Origin of the sequence: Bacteroides faecis (genome assembly GCF_020091505.1) — a bacterium.
GTDB classification, from domain to species: Bacteria; Bacteroidota; Bacteroidia; order Bacteroidales; family Bacteroidaceae; genus Bacteroides; species Bacteroides faecis.
Window position 1 is genome coordinate 2375784 of the sequence record NZ_CP081916.1, and the last position, 26709, is coordinate 2402492.

17 protein-coding genes are annotated in these 26709 nt (G+C 47.4%); 4 read left to right on the plus strand and 13 right to left on the minus strand.

All coding sequences use genetic code 11. The features are described 5' to 3' along the window. Positions 1–360: 360 nt before the first annotated feature. From mobV to K6V30_RS09220, 7 genes are all read right to left on the minus strand, one after another. Positions 361–1908 (minus strand): MobV family relaxase, encoded by a 1548-nt coding sequence (gene mobV / locus K6V30_RS09190; protein ID WP_055268640.1) that lies wholly within the window; start codon positions 1906–1908, stop codon positions 361–363. A gap of 156 nt (positions 1909–2064) precedes the next feature. Further along, entirely contained in the window at positions 2065–3114 is a 1050-nt protein-coding gene (locus K6V30_RS09195; protein WP_055268642.1) for a DUF6371 domain-containing protein, read from the minus strand. A gap of 132 nt (positions 3115–3246) precedes the next feature. After that, complete coding sequence (locus K6V30_RS09200) at positions 3247–4674, minus strand: DUF3987 domain-containing protein (protein WP_055268644.1); 1428 nt, start codon at positions 4672–4674, stop codon at positions 3247–3249. Further along, entirely contained in the window at positions 4667–5020 is a 354-nt protein-coding gene (locus K6V30_RS09205) for a helix-turn-helix domain-containing protein (RefSeq protein WP_055268646.1), read from the minus strand. The genes K6V30_RS09200 and K6V30_RS09205 overlap by 8 nt, the downstream gene beginning before the upstream one ends. Before the next feature lie 216 nt (positions 5021–5236). After that, on the minus strand, positions 5237–6385 hold the full coding sequence (locus K6V30_RS09210; protein WP_055268648.1) for a DUF6043 family protein: 1149 nt from the start codon (positions 6383–6385) through the stop codon (positions 5237–5239). Positions 6386–6440: 55 nt separating this feature from the next. Then, entirely contained in the window at positions 6441–7772 is a 1332-nt protein-coding gene (locus tag K6V30_RS09215) for a site-specific integrase (protein ID WP_055268650.1), read from the minus strand. Between the two features lie 13 nt (positions 7773–7785). Continuing rightward, the gene (locus K6V30_RS09220; protein ID WP_055268652.1) at positions 7786–9084 is read right to left on the minus strand and encodes a site-specific integrase; all 1299 of its coding nucleotides are present in this window, start codon (positions 9082–9084) and stop codon (positions 7786–7788) included. Between the two features lie 278 nt (positions 9085–9362). On the opposite strand from K6V30_RS09220, the gene K6V30_RS09225 reads away from it, so the two are divergent. Next, positions 9363–9689 carry a hypothetical protein gene (locus tag K6V30_RS09225; protein ID WP_055268654.1) on the plus strand — a complete coding sequence of 109 codons (327 nt, stop codon included), beginning with the start codon at positions 9363–9365 and terminating at the stop codon, positions 9687–9689. A 568-nt stretch (positions 9690–10257) separates the two neighbouring features. On the opposite strand, the gene K6V30_RS09230 is transcribed toward K6V30_RS09225, so the two are convergent. Genes K6V30_RS09230 through K6V30_RS09255 form a run of 6 tightly spaced genes read right to left on the minus strand, consistent with a single transcriptional unit; the run spans position 10258 to position 20640 of the window. After that, positions 10258–13023, minus strand: coding sequence for an alpha-L-rhamnosidase (locus tag K6V30_RS09230; protein WP_055268656.1), 2766 nt, complete (start codon positions 13021–13023; stop codon positions 10258–10260). After that, positions 13023–14444, minus strand: coding sequence for a rhamnogalacturonidase (locus tag K6V30_RS09235; RefSeq protein WP_055268658.1), 1422 nt, complete (start codon positions 14442–14444; stop codon positions 13023–13025). The genes K6V30_RS09230 and K6V30_RS09235 overlap by 1 nt, the downstream gene beginning before the upstream one ends. After that, positions 14425–15012 (minus strand): DUF4450 domain-containing protein, encoded by a 588-nt coding sequence (locus K6V30_RS09240; protein WP_010536730.1) that lies wholly within the window; start codon positions 15010–15012, stop codon positions 14425–14427. The genes K6V30_RS09235 and K6V30_RS09240 overlap by 20 nt, the downstream gene beginning before the upstream one ends. Continuing rightward, positions 14963–16483, minus strand: coding sequence for a glycoside hydrolase family 28 protein (locus K6V30_RS09245; protein ID WP_010536731.1), 1521 nt, complete (start codon positions 16481–16483; stop codon positions 14963–14965). The genes K6V30_RS09240 and K6V30_RS09245 overlap by 50 nt, the downstream gene beginning before the upstream one ends. A 24-nt stretch (positions 16484–16507) precedes the next feature. Continuing rightward, positions 16508–17746, minus strand: a complete 1239-nt coding sequence (locus K6V30_RS09250; protein ID WP_055268660.1) for a rhamnogalacturonan acetylesterase — start codon at positions 17744–17746, stop codon at positions 16508–16510. 17 nt (positions 17747–17763) lie between these two features. Continuing rightward, positions 17764–20640, minus strand: coding sequence for an exo-beta-1,4-galactosidase (locus K6V30_RS09255; protein ID WP_055268662.1), 2877 nt, complete (start codon positions 20638–20640; stop codon positions 17764–17766). 242 nt (positions 20641–20882) lie between these two features. Between K6V30_RS09255 and K6V30_RS09260 the strand changes: the two genes are divergently transcribed. From K6V30_RS09260 to K6V30_RS09270, 3 genes are read left to right on the plus strand one after another with little or no spacing between them, the layout of a single operon-like run. Continuing rightward, entirely contained in the window at positions 20883–23240 is a 2358-nt protein-coding gene (locus tag K6V30_RS09260) for a family 43 glycosylhydrolase (protein ID WP_055268664.1), read from the plus strand. A 22-nt stretch (positions 23241–23262) separates the two neighbouring features. Continuing rightward, entirely contained in the window at positions 23263–25365 is a 2103-nt protein-coding gene (locus tag K6V30_RS09265; RefSeq protein WP_055268666.1) for a beta-galactosidase, read from the plus strand. Positions 25366–25408: 43 nt separating this feature from the next. After that, a complete protein-coding gene (locus tag K6V30_RS09270) occupies positions 25409–26707 on the plus strand; it encodes a rhamnogalacturonidase (protein ID WP_055268668.1) in 1299 nt (432 codons plus the stop codon). Positions 26708–26709: the final 2 nt, after the last annotated feature.

A 26709-nucleotide genomic window follows, 5' to 3' on the forward strand; every position in this document is an offset into this window, starting at 1 on the left:
TGTAGTAGCAAGGCTCGCAATAACTTCACACACATAGCTCTGCATACGACCTTATAGGTTTTGCCTAAAAGAATGAAATCTCGTGAGTCGGATTTCATTCTTTTTATATCAAGCAATGATACTAACTACCATTTTCTTGATAAATTAAGAATCATCATTAAGATTCCATCTGCATAACATGCCATATTATTATCCAAACGGTTATCTTAAATTTGTCGAGTTTGCTTATGAAAGAATGTCGGGGTTATCCACTTGTTCAGTTCAATGAAAGAGTATATGTTGTCATGACATCCATCCTCCCCGAAGAACACGCTATTAGTGCTTTATCGGAAGATTACAAAATCTAACATGGGAGTTATGTTATCTTTTTCTACACATAGTTTGCTTTTGAGAATTGCGTACAACCTGTACTGCGTATGATAGACATCTGCGCCTATATGCCTCTTCCTCTTCATCCGATCTTCGGCCATCCCAAGGCAAATCGGAAGTAGAACCACCGCCACCGGAGGAAATTGATACCGATTGCCCTCCGATAAGTGCATCGGCAACGGCAAAAATCAAGTTGCGAACTGACGGTATAGCCAACTGTTCAAACAAAGTATTCAGCTTGGATTCCAATTCTTGGTTAATCTCGGAAAGGGACTGGTTCTCCCTTTTCAATTTGTAAAACTCACCGTAATCTGCCAGCACATTGTGCTGGACTGCTTCGACTTGCCGTACCGCATCATTTCTGTATAGTGATTCTATCTTGCGGATAATCTCGGTGAATTGTTTGGCGATATGCTGGTTCTGACGTTCAACCCACTTATCCGTACCAAACAAGGGAACTTTCTCGGTAATTCGAGGTGGCGTGAAATCTACCTTGTGATTACGGAACGGCTGGACAACCGAACGTGCTTTTGCCGCATCTGCGGTCAGTCGCTCCAATTCCTGCTCCTTTGCGTGTAGTTTGTCTGCCTTGTCTTCAAGTTTGGCCTGATATTCGGCAATGAGTTTCTGTATATCCGCTTTCTGCTCTTCATATCTGTCAAGTGTAATCCTGCCGGAAGCCAACTCCTTTTCCGCCTTTTCAAGTTGCAGTCTATAACTGAAAACCTTTGATTCCAGATTCCGCATCATAGATTGAAGCCCCTTGACCGCTTTCTCAGCCTGTTTCGCTTCTTTGGTCAACTTACGAATATAATCGCGCTTGTAAAGATGTTGTACATTACGTCCGTCAATACTATCCCCACGTTCAAGGCCGTATTTGCTGCCGACATCTTCATACAAAAAAGTGTGCATATCTTTTAAAATCTTTCCATACTCAAACCGGTCTTTCCCGAACTTTGCCGACCACATCACACATTCACGACCGCTTTTGGGGCGAATACCTACCGGAACAATCAGGGCATGTATATGCGGGCTGCTCTCGTCAAGGTGTACCTGAAATCCTACAATGTTTTCCTGTCCGTATCTTCGGACACACCAATCATAAACGTCTTTCGCCCAATTTTCGATTTCCTTGCAACGACGCAGATGACTGTTGTCCGCACCTTTCTCCAAATTGATATTTTGGTTTCCGAACGCCATTTCAAGCGTCCGGTCATGATTTCCTCCAAAGACGAATTTCGCACAACAGTTCGGCTGGATTTTGCTGTCCGGTTTGAACGGCTTCCAACCTAAAGCGGCCAACCGTTCCTGTAAACGTACTTCGAGTGACTTCTCCTGATAACCCAACGGATGGATTTTACCGTCAGGACCGATCTCGAAATTCAATTTCATTCTGGTCTTGTCGTAGTGGTTGGTCGGATCCTGATTCTTCCTGTCAATCTTATCCTCGTTCCAACGCCGTTCGTTCTCGTTAGCCTCTGCCGTGCTGAATGATTTGCAGGCGTCAACATGCATGGCCTGTTTTCTATCTACTGTCATAATGAATGTTCTTTTGATAAATGATTGATGTTTGTTTTGAGCTTGCTCACTCTAATTCAGATTCTGCCGGATTCAGACGGACCTTTATTGCTGTCAGGCAAAAAGTCCTTATTGTGTTATGGACTTTTCTGCAAACTCCAGAAGCAAGCCTTCAGATTACTCCACCAGTGCCAGATCCAGTTCGTCAATAAGCAACTGCAATGCAGGATTGCGTTCCACCATCCTTGCTAGAACCATCTGCGGCGTATCTTCCATCAGGAGGAAGTCGGCAATGTCCAACCCGGCTTCGCGCTGCCTGTCGGTCGCTATCTTCTCCAACAGGTCGGAACAAGTGACACGCCTGCAAATGGATTGAAGCATGGGTACTTTACGCTGCCATTCTTCTGTAGCCCTGAGATCAGGGAAAAGAATAACCTCATGCCCCTGCAATACCTGCATGGCTTCACTATTGAAACTGCCGTGCATTCCGCCGGTGGCAAGCCAGACGAAATCCGAAATAAAAAGGGCGGCAACCAGTGCTGTCTTCTCGCTTTCCACAATGGCAACAGTACTTGCCGGAATTGAAGTATCGGACAACAGGTGTTCACCGAACAGGCACTGCTTCATGTGGAAATCCGGAACCCTCTTAACCGAATGGACCCAGTTTACCTGATTGAACGGATGCTTGATTCGATGCCCGGTCTTGGCATCATAGCCCATGATCTTGCCCGCCCGCACATTACCGTTGATGTCTATCTGCCAGAAAACGGTTGCCCCGTTCCACATCTTGGATGTACCGACCTTATAAAGATTGAACAGCCTGTCCGTTTTATCCTTTCCTGCCACTGTGGTAAGGTATCGGTATAATGGGTTGATGTCAAACCTCCGCATGGATTGCTCTACCCAATCTGAGGGAAGATGAGAAGCCTTTGGTACGGAATTAGGCAACGGCTTTGCCGTTGGTGCGACGGCTGTTGGTATATTGTTGCCATTCTTCTCTTGTTCAACCAACATTTCTTTGATAGCCGGGTTGTCCTGAAAACATTCCTTTGGGGTATAATGGTAGCCGCAACTGTTGATATGGTCGCATCTGCCCACGTTATCAGGGAACAAGACCTGTGCCTTCTCGTCAACATATCGGGTAAAACAGGATTTCATGCCGCATTTTGGGCAAGTGACCTTGCAACCTGTCTTGTATCTTTGAAGATGGAATCTGTATTCACTCATATTTCTGTCTGTATAGTTACTGCAAATCGAAGCACCATTTGCAGTTTGCAGTCCTTGCAGTTTTGCAAGAAAACATCGTTTTCAGAGTCCCAAGACTGCAAGACTGAAGAAACTGCAAGCTGCAACGCGAGGTCATTCATTGTAGTTTTGGGTTGATGATTCTTTTTCGTTCATGGAATATTTACTAGATTCATACACTAATTTCTCGTAATGCCCGGCTTTGGACTTTTTCAAGAGCCTGCTGTGACACAACTCCCTGAGATAGTTCATCACCGTGCGCTCGCTGATGTTCTGCAGTTCCTTACCGGCAGCTATGGCCGTTTTCGTATCGAAGGTATTGGGTAACAACGACAACAATATTTTGGGAGGTTCTTCACAGGTATTGTCTGCCACGAAGGAACGGATGCGTATGTATGAATCCTCGAAATAGTCATTCAGCCGGATAGCGGCTTTCACCGACACCAGATCCACAAACTGAAGGTGGCTTTCATCGGAAGCATACCGCAGGACTTGGATAATAAGAGCCAGCCGTGCCACGTGAGCCGGATGTTTCATCTCCCGACTGTCAACGTCGGCATCATCCTCTATCTGGTTGATACGTTCTACTTTTTCGTTCCACCAAGAGAAGAAATACTCTTTGGCTTCACTGTTCATAGAAAGCACATGGGCGATTTGTTCTTCCATTCCATCTCCTTCCGTTTCGGCATTATAATCCAAGGCAAGCACCTTGTTCAGTATCTTTTCCCAACGTTTTGCTGCTAAAGAGGTCTTTTCTCCGTCATCATCCCGGTTTGTCCATTTTGACACTTCCCGAGACTTGGGAAGCACGAACAGGATACGGTCAAGCAGTCCGTTTTCCTCGAATCCTTTTTTGAGAAGTTCGTGAATACGTTTGGTCTGTGTAGTCCCGATGATGTTTATACATGGGCGTTCTATATGTACAGGAGTGGAATTGCTTACCCTTATTACATCTAAGGCTCCGCCACTCCATGCGGTCAGCAATTGCTCTATGAGCTGCCCGTTCGTGTAACGGTTGGCGGAATTGAACATGCCCATGATCTCGTCCACCAGAATGGCAACGCTCCGTGGATTGTTGTTATGTGTCTGTAGAAGCGATTCGGGTGTGAAGTCGGATACGATGGTACGATGAAGAACAGGTTTCTTTCCGTTTTCTCCTGCCGCTTTCCATGCTTCCACTTCTGCCTTATACGCCTTGAAAAGGGCATAGTCATGCTTCCGGATTGGACGGTATGCGGCTTCCAGCGGTGGGGTCTTGCCCAGTCCTGGACGGCCTACCAGAATAATGTACAGTGCGCCGTTGCTCTGCCAGTCGCTTTTGATACGGATACGGTAAGTACCGCCCAAGGCTGTCGATGCTGCCGACAGCATGGATGTCGCGATGAACTCAATCATATAGTTCTCGTATTTGGTCATGTCAAGTATAACGGACTGTACAGCCTGAGGGAATGCATCCAAAGGGAAACTTGTGTCTTCGGTATGCTTCGCCTCCATGCGGATCCGGTTACATAATCCAAGCCGGCTGTTTTTCATGTCAGCCATTTTTCTTCTTACAATAGGACGTTACACTTTCGGACTTTCCCCCGGTCTGCACGCGGCGTACATCGGACTTGGCATACATGTTCTTGTTGCCTACCTTGACAGGCACGAGGTAGCCGCGCTTCGCCCACAGGTTGAGAGTGCCTTCGCATACGTTCAGCAATTCCCGGACTTGCTTCGTGTTGAAATAGACTTCTTCCGCTTCACGCTGCATTACTATCTTCTGCTCTTCCTGCTGTGCCATGATGGTACGCTGTACGATGGATTCGGCAAACATCTTGAGGTCCGAGGGAGTAATTTCCAGTTTTACATTCGCTCCCTGTTCGACCAGGCTTTCTATGGTAATCATAAATATCAGTTTTGAAATTTATCACGCCCATCTGTAAAAGTTCCCTGATGCCTCACTTCCGATGGCTTGTAAAAGAGAAGCACCGCCAACCTTCGGGGAAAGGATTGACGGTGCAAAAGTATGTATGAATTAAAACTAATTGATATATAATACTTTGTCTTAAATCGTCATGACAATTTAAGACTGCATGACAATATAAAATAGCCTTATTTTACCTTATTCTGCAATATCTGTTTCTCCATCTGTTCTGATAATGCCACTGATTTCCTCTGTCAATGTCCGGAATAGTTCCCGGTTTTCGTCACTTTCTATAAGTGGTGCGGACTGGTCTTTCCCGTCCTTGATTATGTGCCTTGCCGTTTTCAGAGATCCAACGGCCTGTCGTATGGCACTTTCGCTCTTCAAAGACGGCAAATCCGGAAATTGCAGGGTCAATCCAACGCTGTATTCTTTGGCGGTATGCATACCGTCCACCAGCCGCAATTCTTTCAGTACATAGTACGGCAATGCCTGATGGACGGCACTCCTGTTAATGGAAACAAAACTGCGGAGACATTGCAAGACCTCCGTTTTGTTCTTGCAATTAAGATAATCTATAAGAGGTCGTTCCTGTATCTTCTTCCTTCCGGCTGTACGCTGTATCTTTGATACTACATCAATGCCGGAATCTGTTGATTCCGCGCCACCAACGTTACTGTCTGTATCGGATTCCATTTCGGCTGTTGCGGATTGCAACGCCCATTCACCGATGCGATTTTCTTTAATGGCTTCGTTCATGGCGAAGTATTCGTCCCAGTCGGCACGGGTACGGAAACCACTTTTAATGGAGACGCTAATGATTTGTCGGGTAACAAAAGAACAGCTTTGTCTGTCCGCTTCATCTGCTTCCAGACTCCCTGCCTGTTTGCTGACCATGCTTACCATCGCCTCAAAACTCTTTCCGTAATACAGCCAGCTCAACACAAGAGGTGCTGAAAGGATAATGCGCGGTTCTTCGGGCTTACTACTGAAAATGGATTTTATCCTGTCCCATAATGTGGCCGGAGCAATATCAGGCAAAGGATTATTCCCTTTCCTCTGTTCACGGTATAACTCCACTATCCGCTTGGGTACTGCATCCTTTTTAAATAGGAGATCTATATTTTCAAAATTCCCCTTACTGTCATCATCCCAACATAACTCCCATTCAGTCTTGATTCTGGGTAGTTGTCTGAATATGGCCTTACAGATGTCAAGGTACTGCTTCTCGTCCCCGTTTGTCATCAGACGCACGAAACGGTTGTATTCCTCTCTGTGCGTGTTCTTCCAATGAAGGATATCCGCCTTGAACTGGTCGTATGTCAATTTTCGTTCACCCGTATTCATAGTGTATTATATTATTGGTCGGCATAAAAAGGGATATTAGAAAAGAGGAAAACGGTCAATCCAAAAGGTTTACCAGTTCCTTTTTCATCTCATCATCAATCTTGCGATAGCGGGCGAAGGCGCGGCTACCCTCGGAGTGTCCAGACATGGAGGCGATCAGGTTCGGGTCTTTGACCTGCTTGTATAAGTTGCCTATAAAAGTCTTTCGTGCCGTATGGGTGGTTGCCACCTCATATAGAGGCCGTGCCACATCCTCGCGTGTCTTCGGGTCAAGGACTCTTACCATGCGGTCGATGCCTGCATACTTGAGGATTTCCTTTATCTTCTTGTTATAGCCGAAGTGCGAGAATCGTGGAAGCAGCGCATCTTCCAGATCCTTGTAACGTTCCAGTATATCCAATGCCTTTCGGTTGAGTGGCACACGTACTGTGTTGGCGTGTTCAAGTTTGGTCTTCTGCGGGATGTACTCCACGCAACCGTCAACGATATTCGCCTTGGTCAGTCTGTTCAGGTCGCTGACGCGGCAACCGATCAGGCACTGGAACATGAATATGTCCCGATAAACCGGATAGGTGGCACCCAGACCGCTCAGGTCGGCATAGTACACCTTGTCTCTCTCTTCAAGGGTCAGATAAAACGGATCGCCGTACATCGGCTGGGTAATCTGGTACTGGTCAAACGGATTGTTTCTTGTCAGCCCACGTTTAATACACCATTTGATAACCGTTCTTATCCGGTAGAAATAGCCCGTAATGCTGTTCTCGGAGCGGATTTGCTCGTATTTCTGCTTTTGCACGTCCTTGTAGAACAAAGGGTATTGTCCGGCAAGATTATGTTCCTCCTGCAGCCAGTTCTTGAACTCCCGCAAATCATCGGCGGTAACCGTGTCAATACACAACTTAAAGCCCCTGCGATGCAGTACTTCACGCTGGAAACGCTCGTAACGGCTTATTTTGTCTATATTGCCAAGATGGTGCTTGTAGCTGTCATCTGCCAAATTATTTTCTGCGATATACCGGCTGATTTGGTAGACGAGATGGTATTCTTCGGCTTTGTTGCCGCCCCTTGCGTTGATGTTGGGATGGTGGTATTCCTCTATCAGCCCTTTTAGCCAGTTTCCGTCCACTCCACGGTAGTACTCCTTTGTGATAAGGTGGGTGATTTGCTGGATGTCTCTGTCAAAGTTCATTCGCTTCTCTTCCGATACCAGAGCCACACGAGGTTTGTAGCCTTGTTTATCCGCGCTCCAGTGATTGGGGTTGATGGAAAGCTCGCTTGCCGCTTTTATATCGACTCCGCCAATATCCCGAACACGGAAATAGACGCGTGCCAGATCCGTCACGTTGTTCTTGGCCGATGTCTTTCTGATAAATGCCGTTACTTTCATGTATAAGTCCTCCTTAGTTTATCATTTCTACCAGTTTTCGCTTCATATCATCGTCTATGTTGCGGTATCGCCTGAACGCCCGGCTTCCTTCCACGTGTCCCGACAGGGAAGCAATCAGATTCGGATCGGGAACCTGTTTGTACAGGTTGCCTACAAAAGTCTTGCGTGCCGTATGGCTGCTGGCTACATCATACAATGGTCTTTGCACGGTATTATAGCCATGCGTGTCAAGAATGGTAACCATGCGGTCTATGCCGCAATGTTTCAAAAGTTCACGTATGCCCAGATTATAGGTGTGTATGGGCTTGAAAGGAAATAGTCTGTCCGCGTTTGCATCATAGCGTTCCAATATCTTTAAAGCCTTTTCGTGCAAAGGGACTCTGACTGTCTTTGCCTGACACTTTTTCGTTTTTTGTGGCATATATTCGAGAAATCCGTCCTTGATGTTTTCCCTTGTCAGCCGGTAAAGGTCTCCGACACGACAGCCGATATAGCAATGGAACACGAATATATCCCGGATGACCGCCAATTTAGGATGAACACTCAAATCCGCATAGTACAAGACATTCCTTTCCTCCGAAGTAAGGTAGAACGGATCTCCGTATGTCGGTTCCTTGCAGCCATAGAGTGCATACACCTCATTGTCGGAATACTTCATCCTCTTGCACCAGTGCAGGAATGTACAGAAGAAGTTCATGATATTGATGACGGTCGTGTTGGAGAGCGGCTTGGGCTTGTGGTTGATAAGTATGCGGGGAGTATAGAACTCCGGATACTCCTGACGCAGCAGATATTCATTTGCGACATAATCCCGGAAACCGTTCATCTGTTCCAGTGTGACAGTCTCCACAAAGAGCGTAAAATCACGATTGCCCAGTATTTCCCGTTGGTAGTCGTGATAGCGGGACATCTTGCGCTCAAAGCGTATGATATGCTCTTTGGTTCTATCAGCCCCTTCGTACTTCTCCAGATATTCATGAACACGGTAGAGCAGGTTTGGATGGTTGCGTTCGAAGACACGGGCAGGATATAGCACATCTTCGATAACCTGTTTCAGCCATTTGCTGTCCGCCTTGTCCGAAAAGGTCTTCTCCACTTTCTCGATGATAGCGGCAATCTGCTCGGGCAGGCGTTTCTGCTCAACGGCAGGTACGGCTGTCGTGCGTTTATAACTGAGGATATCTGCATCCCAGTACTTGTCATGGACTACAAGAGGTGAAACGACCTTTATATCCACGTTCCTCTCACGGACACGGAAACAGATGTTCGAGGTCGAGGAACTGTTCTTTTTCAGATAGACGGAAACTTTCATCGGCAATGCGTTTTTGATTCACATTGCAAAGGTAAATAAATTCCCGTATATGTTCCCATATATCCCGAAGAAACTTGAAACAAATTAAGACAAATTAAAAACTCAATCCCGAATCTGATACCACTTAAAATGCTGTATATTAGAGATTATATTTGCACTTGTTATGCTTTTCTTTTCATTTGTTAGTTCTTTTTCCTCTTTTCAAAACATATATTGCAGTTCCACGCTTTTCTTTTGAAAGCGTGCGGAAATACACACAAATAAAAAAACAAATAATTATGGATGACCCTACTTGTTCCGGTACCTGCTTGATGAAGACTGATTTGCAGAACACCACCGATAAACTTGCCTTTCTTAAAGACAACTGGCCCAGCTTTGGACAAATTGAAAGTATTGATGAGTCGTCAAAACAGGATCTTAATTGCACACTTTGTTTCCTTAATGTCCTTATTGATGAGTTTGTAGATGATGCATCACCCTGCTCGGATCGTGTTATGGCCCGTTTGGTATTGACATGGGAATATGTTCAGAATGCTATAGAAATCATAAAATTGAAAGAATTACAAACAGAACAAACGAAGTCGAATGAAGAGGAAATCGGTTGAACTTAACTCTGTTTCAACTAATTTATCTCTCCCAATAGATTTAATATGAGTTTTGCTCCCATGCTCTCACTATTCGTCTGTATCCTCCTGTTCATCGGTATTACAGTGATGAGAGCGAATGTGGTAGCAGAGTGAGAGCAAGCTGTTGCTCTCACTGTTCAGATCGCAGGTTCTTAGCGGTTATTCATTCGATATAGTTCAAATACCGGTTTCATGCGGTGAAACAACAGTTTCTTCTGCTTGAAACTCTTGGTTTCATTACTTGAAACTTTTAGTTTCCCTATATGAAACTACTTCGATTGACTCCCCTGGTGTAAAGGGCTCTGCGAAACCTGGATGATACAAAGTGAGGGCAACAGTTATCTCTCACTCTGCTACCACATTCGCTCTCATCACTGTAATGCCGATGAACAGGAGGATACAGACGGATAGTGAGAGCATGGGAGCAAAAGTCGTGCATAATTACTGTTGAGAGCAAAAAAATCCCCTCCTTTTTGAAAAGAGGGGAATCAAGGTATATTGCCTTATCTTGAACTGAGAGTAGATTTAGATAATAACTTCAGTGTGTCTAAAAAGATAAATAATCTACCGGAATCAGCCGGACTTCACTATTTAGTCCCGAAGGCATGGGAGCCCAATGACCGTAGTTAGCCGGACGATAGTTCAGATCGACGATATTGATCTCCTTGAATTTGCGCCACTGCACTCCCTGCCTGTCCAGTTCGGCTATTCGGTTGGCAGGAAGGTTGGTGACTTCTATCTCGATGTGGTTTTTTCCTGATTTCAGCAGATGGCCTACCCTTAGCTGATAAGGTACTGCCCATGCGCAGCCTGCTTCCTGTCCGTTGATCCGGACACGGGCACTTTCGCGGACATCTCCTAAGTCGAGCACCCAGTCGTCAGCTTGCAAGGCAGGCAATTCGATGTCCAATGAATAAACACCGGTTCCCATATTGGTTTTGGCTGCCGGATGGTCAATGGCCGTCCACGAACAAGGGCGGTCGATGTTGAATGTACCTTTTATTTCCGGCTGGCTTTCGGCAAAATGCAGTTTCCAGCCATGATTCAGGCTGAGGCTGAACGGTTGTTCCTGAATGTATTTCCATGACTTGGCGCCTGTCAACGGCTGTTGATAAGTCTGCAAAATCACCGATTCACCGGATTTCAACTGGAGGTAGACTTGTGTCTGATCTCCGGTCTGGCGTATACGTGCTTCTCCGCATTCGCCTGTCATGGGATTGAAGAGGGCAGCGGCTTCGGCTTTTGTTCCCAGTGTCACCCAATCATCCACTCCTTTATCTTGGAGGGAAGAGATGAAATAATGGTGGCCGTTATCGTTCACCCTTCGGATAGCTTGCAGTCCGAACCTGGTTTTCATTTCTTCCTGCGGAATATTGCAACTCGCCAAAGTGCGTGCATAGTCCGTTCCTGTAATGATCTTGCCTTTTCCCACCGGGGTGACCGTTGTTTCGGAGAATGATACGGAAGGCAGCTTTTGCAGCGTTTGTTGATAAGTCTTGCGCTTCTGTTCCAGCTGACCGTATCCCGGCACGTCTGTCGGGTAGTTTTCGAGGAATACGATGGTAGCTCCTTGTTGCGCCAGTTTCAGCAGATGAGCCAGAACGTCATTCGGCATTAAGTGGGCGGCGGGCACAACCAGTGCTTTGTAGCCGGTTCCGCCGGAAGTGACTAACTGGCCGTCTTTGAAACGGGTGCTGCGGATGAAGTTGTCAGAGATATAATCTCCGTCATATCCGCTGTTGTTGATGCGGTGGATGGCATTTATAAATTTGGGGGCGAGTTTGTCCATGTGATGAATGCTGAATAGCAGCAAACGTCCCGGCTGCTCCTCCCACATATCATAGACGGGCAGATAGATAAGGAAGTCATTATCCGGTTTACCCATTTGCAGGAAACTCTGGCAACGGGTGATATAATCGAAGAAAGAAGGAGCGTCGTGCCAGATACTGTTGGTCGGGCTCATATTGATAGAGGCGTAAAACAGCCATCCCGGCCATTCGGCTTCTTGGGGCGAATAGGGAGTTCCGTGAAAGAACATATGATTGATGCCGGAAACGAACATCAGGTCCATATCCGGTTTGCATTGCGACAAGGAAGTGCGGAAATGCTCCGTCAGCCATGTAAATGTCTCGGTAGAAGTATAGGGCTTTCCAGCAATATGGGCAGCAGAAGAGGCATATTTCAACATCGACAGGTCCGAATCATTCTTCTTGGTCAGTGAATCCCGGCGTAATCCTTTGATATGGAATTGAGACAGGCCGAATCCTTCACATTCGGGAATGTCTACGGCTGCGTAAACATCAATCAGGTTGGCAGGCGATCCGTGTGCCTGATTGCGGGTGATGCTTCCATTCTTGTGTGCCCAGTCCGTCCATTGACGGGTAAAGTTTTCCAGCAGTAAATCGGAAATCGTTTCCCGGTAATCGGATATGATGCGGCGGCTGACTTCCGGACGGCTTTCGTCCAGGAACTCCGGAAAGTGTTCTTCCAGCTTATATCCTCTCCTGCGGGCGAACTGATCCAGAAAATCTTCTGTCCAGTCTGCCTGATATACCTCGTAGGAGTCGTTGAAGAATGTATGCGGATAACTCGTCTTGCTGCTTTTGAAAGCGCGGTCGAACCGGGAAAGATAGCTTTTGACCGCACTTTTGGAAAGATGATTCATCACGTATCCTTCTCCTCCGGGAGCGGCACGTTTCACCTTCTGCCGTGTCTTGCCGTTATAAAGGGCTATCACTTTCCATTTTCCGGCGGGAGCTTTCCATTCCAGTTTGTCTTTCCTGACATGGGAAGTCAGATTGATGCACCGCCCGTTTCCGTCATAGGCCATCACGCGGCTCAATACCGAATAAGGTTGCTGTTTCTTGTCAGCTACATTGATGTCCTGTACGATTTCCTGGCCTCCTTCTATCTCATACGTCTGGAAGATAGCTTTGCTGGCTGCCTCTTCGATGCTGACTTCCGGTCCTCCAAAGGGCCATCCTGTTCCGGTATTCATGTCGATCTCGATGCCGGTGCGCTTTCCTTCCGCTTGTGTATGTTTGAGCACTTCCATCCATCGGGGAGAAAGAAACTGAATATCGTTGGCGTCATTGCCCTGCACTCCATAAATGGGAGTGATTTCTACGGTGCCCATGCCGGCACGGGCGTATTCTTCGAGATTGTAAGTCAGGTTCTTCTCGTCGACAGCGCTTCCCAGCCACCACCATCTGGTACCGGGGCGGGCTTCTGCCGGAGCATCCGGCCACTGTTGTGCTTGTACACTTCCGCCTGCTGCGAGCATGCAGAGGAATATCAGTTGTTTTTTATTCATTATTCTGTGGGTGTATGATAGTATTCAATGTTTTCTACGTCGTCAGTCACGAAGAGCGGACGTCCGTCCGGCTGTTCAAAGTGGAAGCGGATGCCGTCGAAAGTTATGTTCTTTGCGTGGCGGATATAAAATCCTTTGGCGGGAATCGTGCCGAACATCCAGGGTTCGGGATATACTTTCTCCTGTTCGGGCGGAACACGTTTGCCGTCTTCCGCGTTATATCCACCTTTATAATATAGATGAATGTTGCGGAAAGTCACGTCCTCGATATAGGTTCCGGGCACGCCGCTGATGATAGAAGCATAACGGCTGTCGGCATTCCATACGTTGATGTCGCTGATAAGAATGCGTTTCATGCTTCCTGCGGGAGTACCTTCGGGGCTACGCATTCGCGCGCCAAGCCGGAGGAAGACAGGAGCGTTCACGATATTCCTCATGGTAATATTGCTGATAACGATGTCTTCCAGATGACCGCCGTCCACGCTTTCGAGTGCCAGTCCCCGGCAATGTTCGAATATACAGTTGGTGATGGCGATGTTGCGGAATCCTCCGCTGCTTTCCGTTCCGAGCTTGATACGTCCGGTGCGGTATCCGTGGTCGGGTGCCTGTGGTTCGTCGAGTTGCCAGCTTCCGTCCAGTACACTTCCTTTGTCGAATCCGCTGACGTAGCAATCGCTGATCGTTACGTTTTCCGTATCTTTGAAACGTCCTAATGCATAAGAGGCTTTCAGAACAATGGCATCATCCCACGGAGAATTGACCGTGCATTGGCTGATGCGTACGTTGCGGCAGCAGTCGATATCGAATCCATCGCGGTTGGTATCTACTTTCAGGTTCAGCAGGGTGAGATGTTCCACACCGGTGGCTAGCAGGGCGAAGTGTCCGCAATGGAGCATGGAGAAATCTTTCAGCGTGACATTCCGGCAGTCTTTGAGGCTGATAGCTTTGTTGCCTACTCCCGGCAGACGGCTTTCTTCACGGGTCAGTCCCTTGCCATAGATCAGTCCCGGACCGCTGATGGTGATATTTTCCAGACCGATTCCCCAGATGAGCGAGTTCTTCCAGTGACTGTGTCCGAAGTCCTGATATTTATTATGCTCGTTGGGCTCTGCCAGGTCATATCCTTCCTCCTTGCCCGGGAAAGCGGCGATGATGCGTGCGCCCTGTTCCAGATAGAGATGGATGTTGCTTTTCAGCCGGATGGAATAACAGGCATATTCTCCGGCAGGAAGATATATGGTGCCTCCGCCGTCTTGTGCCGCGGCTTCGATGGCACGGTTGATGGCGGGAGAGTCAATAGTCTTTCCGTCCGCTTTTGCTCCGAAGTCTCTGACGTTGTAGGTTGCTGCCTGCAAATACAGGCAACTGGCCAGCAGAGTGAGTAATAGATATATTCTTTTCTTATTTGGTTTTGAGTTCATTCTTTATTTTATTAAAAAGCTCCGGCAACATGAAATAATTATAATCCGCTTGGGCGTTTTGCTCGTAGAAACAGAAATAAAGCTTCCCGTTTGCTGTGAGCGGACAGCGACCTGCAAGAACAGGGCGGTCTGTTCGTTTTCCCGATTCGTAGAGCTGCAAAGGGGTCTTGTCCTGATGACCGTTGCTTAGACGGATGTCGTCAGTGGGAGTGACGGCCTGCAAGGTACGGAGTTTTATACTTTCACCGTAGTAGCAGGTGAAGGCTTGTCCTTCTACACTGAATACATTGATATCCATGTCCGGACGGCAGTCTCCGAAACTCCAGAATAAGGTGTCGGCCTGCTGTAAGGAAGCGACTGTTACTTCGAGGATAAAGCCACGGGTATCCGGCAAGGCTTTCCACAGGAAAGTGATTCCTTTTACTTTTTCCTGAGGAGCCAGCCAATGACTGTCGGCTCCTTTCGAAATTCCCAGACGGAAGGTTCCGGCGGGAGGAGTCAATGGCTGCGCTTGTACGCTAATGAGGCAGATTGCCAGCAGTACGGCGGTCAGTAGTTGTTTTAACATAGTCGAAGTGGATATTACTTTGTTCGTTTTCCTTTAATTCGATGGCATCCCTGTCTTTGACGTCCAATGTGATTCCCGATAAATTAAAGTTTCTCGTATAGCAGATTTTTCCCGGTTTATTGGTCTGCGCTTCGATGCCGTAAAGATAGAAGTTTTCCAGACGTAACGTATCATTCCAACCGGAAGCAGAGATAAATTCATCTACATTTTCCGCTTTTACCTGCGACAGATATACATTGCGGAAACGCGGATATCCTTTTTCGGGCGGTTCTACCGGAGTCAGCATCACTTTCCAGTGCTCCGGAATTTCTTTGCCTTCATATTCTTTAGGCAAGGTGCTGTAGCTATAACTCGGATTCCAGTTTAAGTCTGCCGCCAATACCTGACTGATATTTTCCGCGCTGACGCGGGTCATGTAGATATTTTCTATGGTTCCTCCACGGTTCATGGCACTTTTTAACCGCAGTACGGTCGATGTGCCGACCGCTTTGAGGTCATAGCCCAATATATTGCGGATGCTGCCCGAAGTTTCGCTGCCGCAGGTGATAAGTCCTGCTCCTTTGCGGGCGGTACAGTTACGCACTACCACATTCTCAGTCGGACGGTTCACGCGCAGTCCGTCTGCGTCCCTTCCCGATTTGATACAGATATTGTCGTCGTTGCAGTCCACGTCACAGTTTTCGATCAGAATGTTGCAGGAGGAGTCGATGTCGATGCCGTCCGTGCTCGGGCCGTGACCGCCGATGTTATTGTTGATCGTCAATCCGTCTATGGTGCAATAGTCGGAATAAAGAATCTGACATCCCCAGAACCCTGTACGCATCAGAGTGAAACCGCTTAGTGTGATGTCCGAACTGCGTTCGACGAGGATACCCCGTACCCGTTTGCAGTCGTAGTCCACAATCCAGCGGAGCCCTTTGGCCACATATTCTTTCCTCATTTCCCAGTATTTGTCCCAGAAAACCTTTCCCCGGCAGTCCAGCGTACCTTCTCCGCTGACGGCAGCGTTTTTCTCGTCAACAATGTTGATTACTGCTGCCGGCCATGTCATCTCTATTCCTGCTATGCGCGAACGGAATTCGGGATAATGGTGGATGTCGGGACTGGCAAGCAGAGTCACCCCTTTGCCGATCTGCAAGTTGACACCGCTTTTCACAAACAAGGCGCCTGTCTGGTAATACCCCGGTTGCAGGATTACAGTTCCTCCGCCGGAGACAGCGCAACTGTCGATTGCCTTCTGAATGGCTTCCGTGCTGAGTACAGTGCTGTCTGCTACTGCGCCAAAAGAATTGGCGGATATAATCATCTTGTCTCCGGGAAGTTGGCGACTACCTACGCTGTCTGCCCACGACAAGTCCGGTTGCTGAGGTACCTGTCCCCATTCGAAGCTGTTTCCGGCTTGTTTTGCCGGGGTGCACGCTACCATAAACGAGCCTGCCAGCAGTAGGGGAAGGATGTTTTTGATTCTCATATAGTTCTTTAATATAGGATTCTTTTAATTGCCGTCCGGTTTCTCTATTTCCGTGAAAGGTGATTCATTCCAGTGGAACGCATTCACGTCGTCCGGATGTGCGGGATCATATGCCGGGTCTATTTTGAGATGCTTCGCCAGTTCGGGTACGGCTTTCTTCATTCCTTCGATGACGCATTTGGCTATCTGATAAGCACCGTAAGGATTGAAATGCGTATTGTCGGCGATATCCTTGGTCTGCCCCGGATAAGTGCCTGCCGGATAGTGGACGAAAGCACGTTTGGAAGTGTCCGGTCCCAGTGCTTCATACAGAGTGCGCGTCATTTCATTGAGATCGATCAATGGAACATTTTCTTTGGCTGCCAGCCAGCGTATGGCTTCCGGATAATCTTCATGAGTATCGCGGATGTGCCCGTTCGTATCGAAACTGCGGCGCTGGGTAGGAGTGACGAGTACAGGATGCGCTCCGCGGGCACGTGCCTCATCGATAAATGTTTTCAGGCTGGTCATGAAGGAGTAGTAAGCTCCTTTGCCCGGTCCTTTCTGCTTCTGGTCGTTGTGGCCGAACTCCATAAAAAGATAATCTCCCTTTTTGATCTGGCTTAACGCTTTTGCCAGCCGTTTGGCTCCGATAAAGGTATTCGCCGATTCGCCGGATTCGGCATAATTGGCTATGCAGACGTCGGTGCCGAAGAAGTGAGGAATCATTTGTCCCCAGCTTGCCCACGGTTCGTTGTCCTGATCGACCACCGTACTGTTGCCGCATAGGAATACGGTAATCACAGACGGGTCGGCAGGTTCAATGCTGATGCTTTGGCATACGGGAGCGTCACCGTTGAACTCCAGTGTCAGCTTGTCGTCCCAGTTCAGTTTGGTCTTTTCACGCGGCTTGATGTGTACCGATTCTTTGTCGGAAATGCGTGGATTCCGCTTGTTGATGACAAATGTTTCGTCTGTAAACTGACCTTTCCGGGTGGGTAGATTCTCGACAAATAAACGTCGTGATTCACCTCGTACAGTGGTTACGCCTGCCTGCTTCTTGCTTCCGAGACGTACGGTTACTTTGTAGTTGCCGTCCGGCACACGGACCGAGAAGAAGAAAGGAGCTTTGCTTCCTTTTTCGGGCGTAGCTGCGAGGTCATATCCATATCCTGTTTCCTCGCTGTAGCGGGGAGCGTCTGCCAGTTGAAATGTCCGGGCTTGTTCCTGAGCACCGATAGACGTTGCCATCAGGAGCAGAAGCCCTGCGAAGATTGTTTTCATATCAGTAATCAATAAGTTTAATTAATATTCGGTTTTAGTTCGTCGGGCGAATCTTTGGTGTAAGATTTCACGTCTCCTGCTACTTTGGTGAATAGTTCCTGAATCAGTTCCGGAGCAATGTTCGCTGTCGGGCGGAAAGCGTCGGAATTCATGTAGTCCAGAATTGCTTTATGCATCTGGCGTGCAACTACTCGTTTTTCCGGTTTTGAAGTGATGTCCATGCTGGTCATCAGCACTTTGCCGTTCAATACGTTGGCTTCGAACAACATTCCGATTTTCCGGTTGATAAACCAGGTGTCTATGCTCTGAATAGTCGGCTGGAAGTCTGCCGGGAAACCGGTGAACTGCATCACTTGTGCTTTGTTCAGCAGTTCCCACCATTGCAGGTTACTGTGATATTCTGTCGGGAATTCACGGAAAAGCGGATGATATTCGTTGAGGAAGATACCCGTGGTGTGGGGTGGACGCATCTTGAACCAGGAAGTGTTCCAGAAGACAGGGGTGAAGTATTGTTTCACTTCCTTGCCGTACTGGATTTTTCCGGCTGCCGTAATCAGTACGTTTCCTCCTTCTTTCAGAATGGAGATGGCCTTCGCATCTAGTGTGTCGGTAGTATATACATTCCCCTGAGTCAGTTCTACCTGTGCAGGATATACCCAGAAGTCCCAGTCGTTGATAGCGTTGCTGCCTTCAATACGAATCTCCATATTCAATTTCTGCGGTGTAGTGATGCCGTTCAGTTTCATATCTACACTTCCCAGCTGGCAAAGATTTCCGACAGGTATGTCCTGAGTACCTACTGTTCCGTGAGCGTATACTTTGCCATATTCATCTTTGATGCTGTACACGGTTTTGGCTCCCTGCAAGGGGGCTGCCCCGAAGTGCGACACTTCGATATCGGCATGGAAAGTCTCATCGTTGGTATACACGAATTTGGGAATGCGTGCCAATGGGACGGTCGGACTGCAGAAGCGTCTGAACTCATCTGCGTTGATATAGCCTTTTTCTTCAAAGAAGACATCCAGAAGACCTACCAATGCAGTTCCCTGACCGGAATAGTCATTCAGTGCCAGCAGTTGGAATCCTGCATAATCGGGTGTACGCAGTGTCTTTTCAATCTCGTGTTTGTAGCAGATTGCCTGAAGTTTGCCCGAAGCCATCATGAAGTCGTGTCCCATGCTGCCCATGTGATTGTCATTCAGGATATCCCGGAAGATTTCAAAGTTCTTGGCCTTGTTTACTCCGGTATATTTGCGTATCTCGCTGAAATTCGGGAATGCGCACCATTGTCCGGTCTCATGAGATACATACGGTTGCTTCACGGAATCGATTTTGGCACGGTAGTCGGACATGCTTTCCGGTTGCGAGCCGGCCCAGTTGAGACCGCGTGCTCCGGCTTTCACATGATATTGATTGTGAGGTTGCCATTGCCAGCTGCCTCCCACAGAGGCTCCTGTATATACGTGGCGGGGATCGGTTGCTTTCCAGTAATCGACGAATTTGCTTACCCAGGGTACCCAACGACCGGAAGGTTCGTTGCCACACGCCAGCATGCAATAAGAGGCGTAATTTCCGTATTCCTTAGTCAAAGCGATCGTTTCGTCCATCAGATACTTGTCGATAGGCTGTCCGTTGCCCAGTCTCGGACCATGATTGGGCCAGCTGGGACCTTCGGGTTGCAGGTAGAAACCGACCAGATCGGCAGCAATGAAAGCTGCTTCCGGTGGACAGAAAGAGTGGAAGCGCATGTGGTTCAGTCCGTAGCTGCGGCAGATGCGGAAAACCCGTTCCCATGAAGCCACATCCATCGGCGCATAGCCTGTAAGCGGGAAGTCACAGTTTTCCACTGTACCGCGGAGCATTGTCTTCCGTCCGTTGACGTAGAACCATTTTCCTTCTATCTTAAAATCACGCATGCCGAACTGCACTTGCTTCCTTTCAGACTGCTTGCCGCTGCTCAGTGTAGCCGTCAGCTTGTAGAGTGCCGGGTTGAATTCATCCCATGTCAGGAAGTCTTTTCCCATCGGAAGTTCCATTTCTACCCGATTGTCTCCTGACTGGATACGGAATGTCTGTTGAACAGGGGCTACCTTATGCCGGGTATCTGTATTGAAGCTTTCGGCAGAAAGCGTTATTTCTCCTTTGGCAGCGGAAGAGGATTTCACATTCATACGTACCAGCGCTTTCCGGTTGCTCAGATCGGGATATACCTGTATGTCATCGAAATAGACTTTAGGTGTTGTTTGCAGTTCGATTTTGCCTACGATACCGTTCCAGTTGCCCTGTGTCTGGTCGGTGATGCTATGTGAGTCCGGACCGACATTGATTTCTTTAATCCGGTTATCGATCCGGATAGTGATCCGGCAAGGTTTGCCGGGAGTGACTGCCGAAGTCAGGTCGTATACATGAGGAACACAAAGACTGTTCTGCATACCCATCTTCTTAGAGTTTACCCATACGGTCGTTTCGATATGCGGACGCTCCAGGAAAAGAATGATTCGCTCCCCTTTCCAGTCGGATGGAATTGTCACTTTCTTTTGATACCAGGCGACACCTACATAGTGTTTGTCGGGAGTCAGGAAGAAAGGTAATTTGACTTGCCCTTCTATCCGGTATTTCTCCATGTAAGGATTGAAATAGTAAGAACTGTCATATAAACTTCCTGTCCATTTGGTGCGTGCGGTTACGTTGTCCCCTTTCAGTTTTTCGGGCATGGAACCGGGCAGGTTGATAGATTCGTCGAGCGATTTATTGAACCATTGTTCTTTCACACCCGCATCTTGCCGGTCAATCTGGAAATCCCATGTCCCGGATAGGCTGAAAGAAGAGTTTTGCCCTCCTACAGTCAGTACAGAGGCGAATACAATGGCAATACTTACTAAAAGTTGTTTCATGATATGTAGGATTGATATGTTTCTCACTATGTTTTAAAATCTGGTGCTAAAGTAGGGGTTTTGGAGAATCAATAAAATAGAAAGATGTACAGATACATAGAATATTGTGCTAAAAATGGCTTTTCTGACGGTTGGTGTACGAAACTACATGAATGTGATAATATCTCCATTATCATTGATTTCTGATTTTCTGATGGATGCCATATCTTTGCGAAGTAAACTTTTTAATCTTAAGGTGAACCATGAAAAAAGTATTTGCCTGGATGGCTTTAACTCTCTGGTCAGTAATGACAATCTCGGCAGGTGAGACTGCTTATCTCTTTTCTTATTTTATCAATGACAGTAAGGACGGTCTGCATCTTGCCTACAGTTATGATGGACTGAACTGGACTCCTTTGAACGGCGGACGCTCTTTTCTGACTCCGGCTGTTGGTAAAGATAAATTGATGCGTGACCCCAGTATATGCCAAGCTCCCGACGGAACATTTCACATGGTCTGGACTTCCAGCTGGACGGACCGGATTATCGGATATGCCTCTTCCCGTGACTTGATTCATTGGAGTGAACAACAAGCCATTCCGGTGATGATGCATGAACCGAAGGCCCATAATTGTTGGGCGCCGGAACTCTTTTATGACGAAGCTTCGGAAACGTATTATATCTTTTGGGCGACTACTATCCCCGGACGTCACAAAGAAGTGCCCACCAGCGAAAGTGAGAAGGGACTGAACCATCGCATGTACTATGTCACTACGAAGGATTTCCGCACTTTCTCAAAGACAAAGATGTTTTTCAATCCGGATTTTAGTGTTATTGATGCGGCTATCGTGAAAGACCCGAAAGAGGGAGACCTGATCATGGTCGTTAAGAATGAGAACTCCAATCCTCCGGAGAAAAACCTGCGTGTGACACGTACCAAAGATCTGGCCAAAGGTTTTCCAACGAAGGTATCGGTCCCCATTACGGGAAAGTATTGGGCGGAAGGACCGGCACCTCTTTTTGTCGGTGATGCGCTTTATGTATATTTTGATAAGTATCGTGATCATCGCTACGGTGCAGTCCGTTCGCTGGATCATGGTGAAACGTGGGAAGACGTGTCCGATCAGGTTTCTTTTCCGAGAGGAATCCGTCACGGAACCGCTTTTGCGGTGGATGCTTCCGTAGTAGAGGCGCTGGTTGCCAACCGGGCTTACAATCCGTTGATCCCCGATAATCTGGCAGACCCTTCTGTCTCCAAGTTCGGCGATACGTACTATTTGTATGGTACGACAGATTTGGACTACGGATTGGGACGTGCCGGCACTCCGGTAGTGTGGAAGTCGAAAGATTTTGTAAACTGGAGTTTTGAAGGTTCCCACATTCGCGGGTTCGACTGGGCGAAAGGATATGAATATGTAAATGACAAAGGTGAAAAGAAGAAAGGATATTTCCGGTATTGGGCTCCCGGAAAAGTGATTGAACAGGACGGCAGGTATTATCTGTACGTGACATTTGTAAAACCGGACGAGAAGATGGGTACGTATGTGCTTGTGGCCGATCGTCCGGATGGCCCTTTCCGGTTTGCTGAAGGAAAAGGACTGTCTGTGCCCGGAACAGCGGAAGCGGATAGTCCCGCTATTGTACCGGATATCGATGGAGAACCGTTTGTCGATGAGGATGGGAAGGGATATATTTTTTGGCGGCGCAGGTTTGCCGCCCGTCTTTCGGATGATAAGCTGCACATAGAGGGTGAGCCGGTCAGTATCAAAACTGCCCGTCAGGGATACTCTGAAGGCCCGCTGATGTTCAAGCGAAAAGGTATTTACTACTATGTATATACCTTAAGCGGTCATCAGAATTATGCCAATGCCTACATGATGAGTCGTGAGTCTCCGTTGATAGGCTTTGTCAAACCGGAAGGCAATGATATCTTTTTATTCTCTGCCCCTGAAAATCAGGTTTGGGGACCGGGGCATGGCAATGTGTTCTATGATGAGGGAACCGATGCATATATCTTCGTCTATCTTGAATATGGAGATGGAGGTACCACCCGGCAGGTATATGCCAACCGGATGGAATTTGATGAAGACGGGACCATCAGGACGCTGGTACCGGACGCACGGGGAGTAGGCTGTTTGGCTGCTCCGCAGGAAACGAGAAAAAATCTGGCATTGCAGTCGCACTTTTATGCTTCCAGCGAGAAAGCGCCGCGTACTTCGACGGTCAGCATAGAGACACAACCCAACCAGCCCCTGCCGGATAAAGGCTCAGTGAAGAATTATACCCGTACACATACTTATCAGGCTGCCCATGTGGCGGACGAATCAAACGGAACCCGTTGGCTGGCGGCTGATACGGACAGCAGTCCCTTTATTACAGTAGATTTGAAAGAAGTACGGACAGTAAGTGAATGTCATTTCTTCTTTACCCGTCCCACAGAAGGGCATGCGTGGAGGCTGGAGAAATCCGCAGATGGAAAGAATTGGCAGACATGTGCCGAACAGGGCAAGGTACAGGCACGGTCTCCGCATATTGCCGGTGCCATCGGTGAAGCCCGCTATCTTCGTCTCCATATCCGTCGGGGAGATGCCGGCTTGTGGGAATGGAAGATTTATGAATAACTAAAACAGTGTAATAACTATAATGACAGAGAATATGAAGAGCAAAATTCTGACAGTCTTTTGTGCCGGTATTTTAGCCCTTTCCGGGGGAATGCAGTCTGCAAAAGCACAAACTTCTTCTTGGTTCAATGATAAGGATCTGACATTGACAGGGGTTTATTATTATCCCGAACATTGGGATGAAAGCCAGTGGGAGCGTGATTTCAAGAAGATGCATGAACTGGGATTCGAGTTTACCCACTTTGCAGAGTTCGCATGGGCGCAGCTGGAGCCGGAAGAAGGACGATACGATTTTTCCTGGCTCGATAAAGCTGTGGCTCTTGCAGCCAAATATGATCTGAAGGTCATCATGTGTACTTCTACCGCTACTCCGCCCGTATGGATGAGCCGGAAATATCCTGAAATTCTGTTGAAGAATGAAGATGGTACCGTTCTCGACCATGGTGCCCGCCAGCATGCCTCGTTTGCTTCGCCGCTCTATCGGGAATTATCGTATAAGATGATTGAGAAACTGGCACAGCATTACGGAAGTGATTCCCGTATTGTGGGATGGCAGCTTGATAATGAACCAGCCGTACAGTTTGATTATAATCCGAAAGCGGAGCTTGCTTTCCGCGACTATCTCCGTACAAAATACAATCATGACATTCAGTTGCTGAACGATGCATGGGGAACGGCTTTCTGGAGTGAGGCTTATTCCTCTTTTGATGAAATCACTCTTCCTAAGCGTGTCCAGATGTTTATGAATCATCATCAGATTCTGGATTATCGTCGTTTTGCCGCTGCGCAGACCAATGATTTTCTGAATGAGCAATGCCTGCTGATCAGAAAATATGCAAAGAACCAGTGGATTACTACCAACTATATCCCCAACTATGATGAAGGACATATCGGCGGTAGTCCTGCGCTCGATTTCCAGAGTTATACACGTTATATGGTGTATGGCGACAACGAGGGGATCGGACGCCGCGGATATCGGGTCGGAAATCCATTGCGTATTGCCTGGGCGAATGACTTCTTCCGTCCTATACAGGGTACGTACGGAGTGATGGAGTTGCAACCGGGACAAGTGAACTGGGGTGGCATTAATCCGCAACCGCTTCCGGGGGCTGTCCGTCTGTGGATGTGGAGTGTATTTGCCGGTGGAAGCGATTTTATCTGTACGTATCGCTATCGCCAGCCTCTGTACGGTACAGAGCAGTATCATTATGGAATAGTAGGAACGGATGGGGTAAGCGTCACTCCCGGCGGAAGGGAATATGAAACCTTTATAAAAGAGATAAAGGAACTCCGGAAACATTATGCTCCGCGCGAAACGAAGCCTGCTGACTATCTGGCACGTCATACCGCCATCCTTTTCAACCACGAGAATTCCTGGAGTATCGAGCGGCAGAAACAGAACCGTACATGGGATACTTTTGCACATATAGAGAAGTATTACCGGACTTTGAAGTCCTTTGGTGCTCCCGTTGATTTTATCTCCGAACAGAAGGAGTTGACGGAGTATCCTGTAGTGATAGCTCCTGCTTACCAACTGGCTGATAAGGCATTGGTAGACCGATGGATTGCTTACGTGAAGAATGGCGGTAATCTTGTGTTGACCTGTCGCACGGCCCAGAAAGACCGTTATGGACGTTTACCGGAAGCTCCTTTCGGTTCTATGGTTACTCCTCTGACCGGCAATGAAATGAACTTTTATGACCTGCTGCTACCGGAGAATCCGGGTACTGTCGTCATGAACGGAAAGGAATATACGTGGAATACATGGGGTGAAATTCTGATTCCCGCCTCAGATGCACAGGTCTGGGCGACGTACACCCGGGAATTTTATGAAGGTGGTCCTGCCGTCACATTCAGAAAACTGGGTAAAGGCACTGTAACGTATGTCGGAGTGGACAGCCACAATGGTGCGTTGGAAAAGGATATCCTGAAGAAATTATATGCACAGCTACAAATTCCTGTGATGGATTTGCCTTATGGAGTAACGCTGGAATACCGGAACGGGCTGGGGATTGTGCTGAATTATTCCGACCGTCCTTATACATTCAACGTACCGGAGGTAAGTAAGGTGCTGGTAGGAACTGAAGAGATCCCAACCGCAGGAGTATTGGTGTTTTCAATGTGAGGTGTTGATTTATAATAGATAAGTATAAAAAGATAAATAGGTAATGAAACAAATTGTAGGACTGGTATTGATTTTGTGTTGTACACAAATGGTGGCTCAGGAGGTTTTTCCTGACGGCAAGGCAATCCCTGAATGGTTCAGGGAAAACAAGGAAGTGAATGTGAATGCTTTAGGAAAGAAATATAGTATAACCAATTATGGGGTAGTGAACGACAGTACGGTGGTGCAGACGAAGAAGATACAGGAAGTAATTGATTTGGCTGCACAGAATGGGGGTGGAGTGATAGTAGTTCCCCAAGGTACCTTTTTAAGCGGATCGCTTTTCTTTAAGAATAATACTCATTTATATCTGGAGGAAAATGCGGTATTAAAGGGGAGTGATGACATCAGTCATTTCCCGGTGAAAATGACCCGTATGGAGGGACAAACTTTGAACTACTTTATGGCTTTGGTAAATGCAGACGGACTGGATGGATTTACTATTTCGGGAAAGGGAACTTTGAATGGAAACGGGCTCCGGTATTGGAAGTCATTCTGGTTGCGCCGTTCCATAAACCCGGATTGCACGAATATGGAAGAAATGCGTCCTCGCATTATTTATATGTCCAACTGTAAAAATGTTCAGATTGAAGGAATCAGGATTATGGATTCTCCTTTCTGGAGCACTCATTTCTATAAATGCAGTTTCCTGAAATTATTGAATCTCCGCATTACCTCGCCTGCCAGCCCCGTAAAAGCTCCCAGTACAGATGCGGTGGATCTGGATGTTTGTAATAATGTGCTGATAAAGAACTGTTATATGTCTGTCAATGATGATGCAGTAGCCTTAAAAGGCGGAAAAGGACCTTGGGCGGATAAAGATGACAATAATGGAGAAAATTATAATATTATTATTGAAGACTGTACTTATGGATTCTGTCATAGCGCCTTCACCTGTGGCAGTGAATCCATTCATAGTCGGAATGTGATTGTCCGCCGTTGTAAGGTGGATAAGGCACGTGCTCTCCTGACTCTTAAAATGCGCCCGGATACACCGCAAAAATATGAGTATATTTTGGTAGAAGATATCACAGGGAATGTGCAGAATTGTCTGAATATAGCTCCTTGGACACAGTTCTACGACTTGAAAGACCGCAAGGATATTCCCCTTTCTTATTCCAATAATATTACGATGCGCAACCTTGATATCGATTGCAATGTCTTCTTTAATGTGAAGAAGTCCAACCAATATAAATTGTCCGATTTCCATTTTGAGAATCTGACAGTACGGGCTAAGAAAGGAAATGTGGATCAGAGCATCATCCATTCATTGACAATGAATAATGTGAAGATAAACCAATAAAA

Coding starts and splice junctions, on each gene's coding strand:
- K6V30_RS09220 (WP_055268652.1), bottom strand. CDS start 9,084: ATGAAAGTTTCCGTCTATCTGAAAAAGAACAGTTCCTCGACCTCGAAC.
- K6V30_RS09240 (WP_010536730.1), bottom strand. CDS start 15,012: ATGTTAAAACAACTACTGACCGCCGTACTGCTGGCAATCTGCCTCATT.
- K6V30_RS09225 (WP_055268654.1), top strand. CDS start 9,363: ATGGATGACCCTACTTGTTCCGGTACCTGCTTGATGAAGACTGATTTG.
- K6V30_RS09255 (WP_055268662.1), bottom strand. CDS start 20,640: ATGAAACAACTTTTAGTAAGTATTGCCATTGTATTCGCCTCTGTACTG.
- K6V30_RS09245 (WP_010536731.1), bottom strand. CDS start 16,483: ATGAGAATCAAAAACATCCTTCCCCTACTGCTGGCAGGCTCGTTTATG.
- K6V30_RS09250 (WP_055268660.1), bottom strand. CDS start 17,746: ATGAAAACAATCTTCGCAGGGCTTCTGCTCCTGATGGCAACGTCTATC.
- mobV (WP_055268640.1), bottom strand. CDS start 1,908: ATGACAGTAGATAGAAAACAGGCCATGCATGTTGACGCCTGCAAATCA.
- K6V30_RS09195 (WP_055268642.1), bottom strand. CDS start 3,114: ATGAGTGAATACAGATTCCATCTTCAAAGATACAAGACAGGTTGCAAG.
- K6V30_RS09230 (WP_055268656.1), bottom strand. CDS start 13,023: ATGAATAAAAAACAACTGATATTCCTCTGCATGCTCGCAGCAGGCGGA.
- K6V30_RS09235 (WP_055268658.1), bottom strand. CDS start 14,444: ATGAACTCAAAACCAAATAAGAAAAGAATATATCTATTACTCACTCTG.
- K6V30_RS09265 (WP_055268666.1), top strand. CDS start 23,263: ATGACAGAGAATATGAAGAGCAAAATTCTGACAGTCTTTTGTGCCGGT.
- K6V30_RS09210 (WP_055268648.1), bottom strand. CDS start 6,385: ATGAATACGGGTGAACGAAAATTGACATACGACCAGTTCAAGGCGGAT.
- K6V30_RS09215 (WP_055268650.1), bottom strand. CDS start 7,772: ATGAAAGTAACGGCATTTATCAGAAAGACATCGGCCAAGAACAACGTG.
- K6V30_RS09200 (WP_055268644.1), bottom strand. CDS start 4,674: ATGGCTGACATGAAAAACAGCCGGCTTGGATTATGTAACCGGATCCGC.
- K6V30_RS09205 (WP_055268646.1), bottom strand. CDS start 5,020: ATGATTACCATAGAAAGCCTGGTCGAACAGGGAGCGAATGTAAAACTG.
- K6V30_RS09270 (WP_055268668.1), top strand. CDS start 25,409: ATGAAACAAATTGTAGGACTGGTATTGATTTTGTGTTGTACACAAATG.
- K6V30_RS09260 (WP_055268664.1), top strand. CDS start 20,883: ATGAAAAAAGTATTTGCCTGGATGGCTTTAACTCTCTGGTCAGTAATG.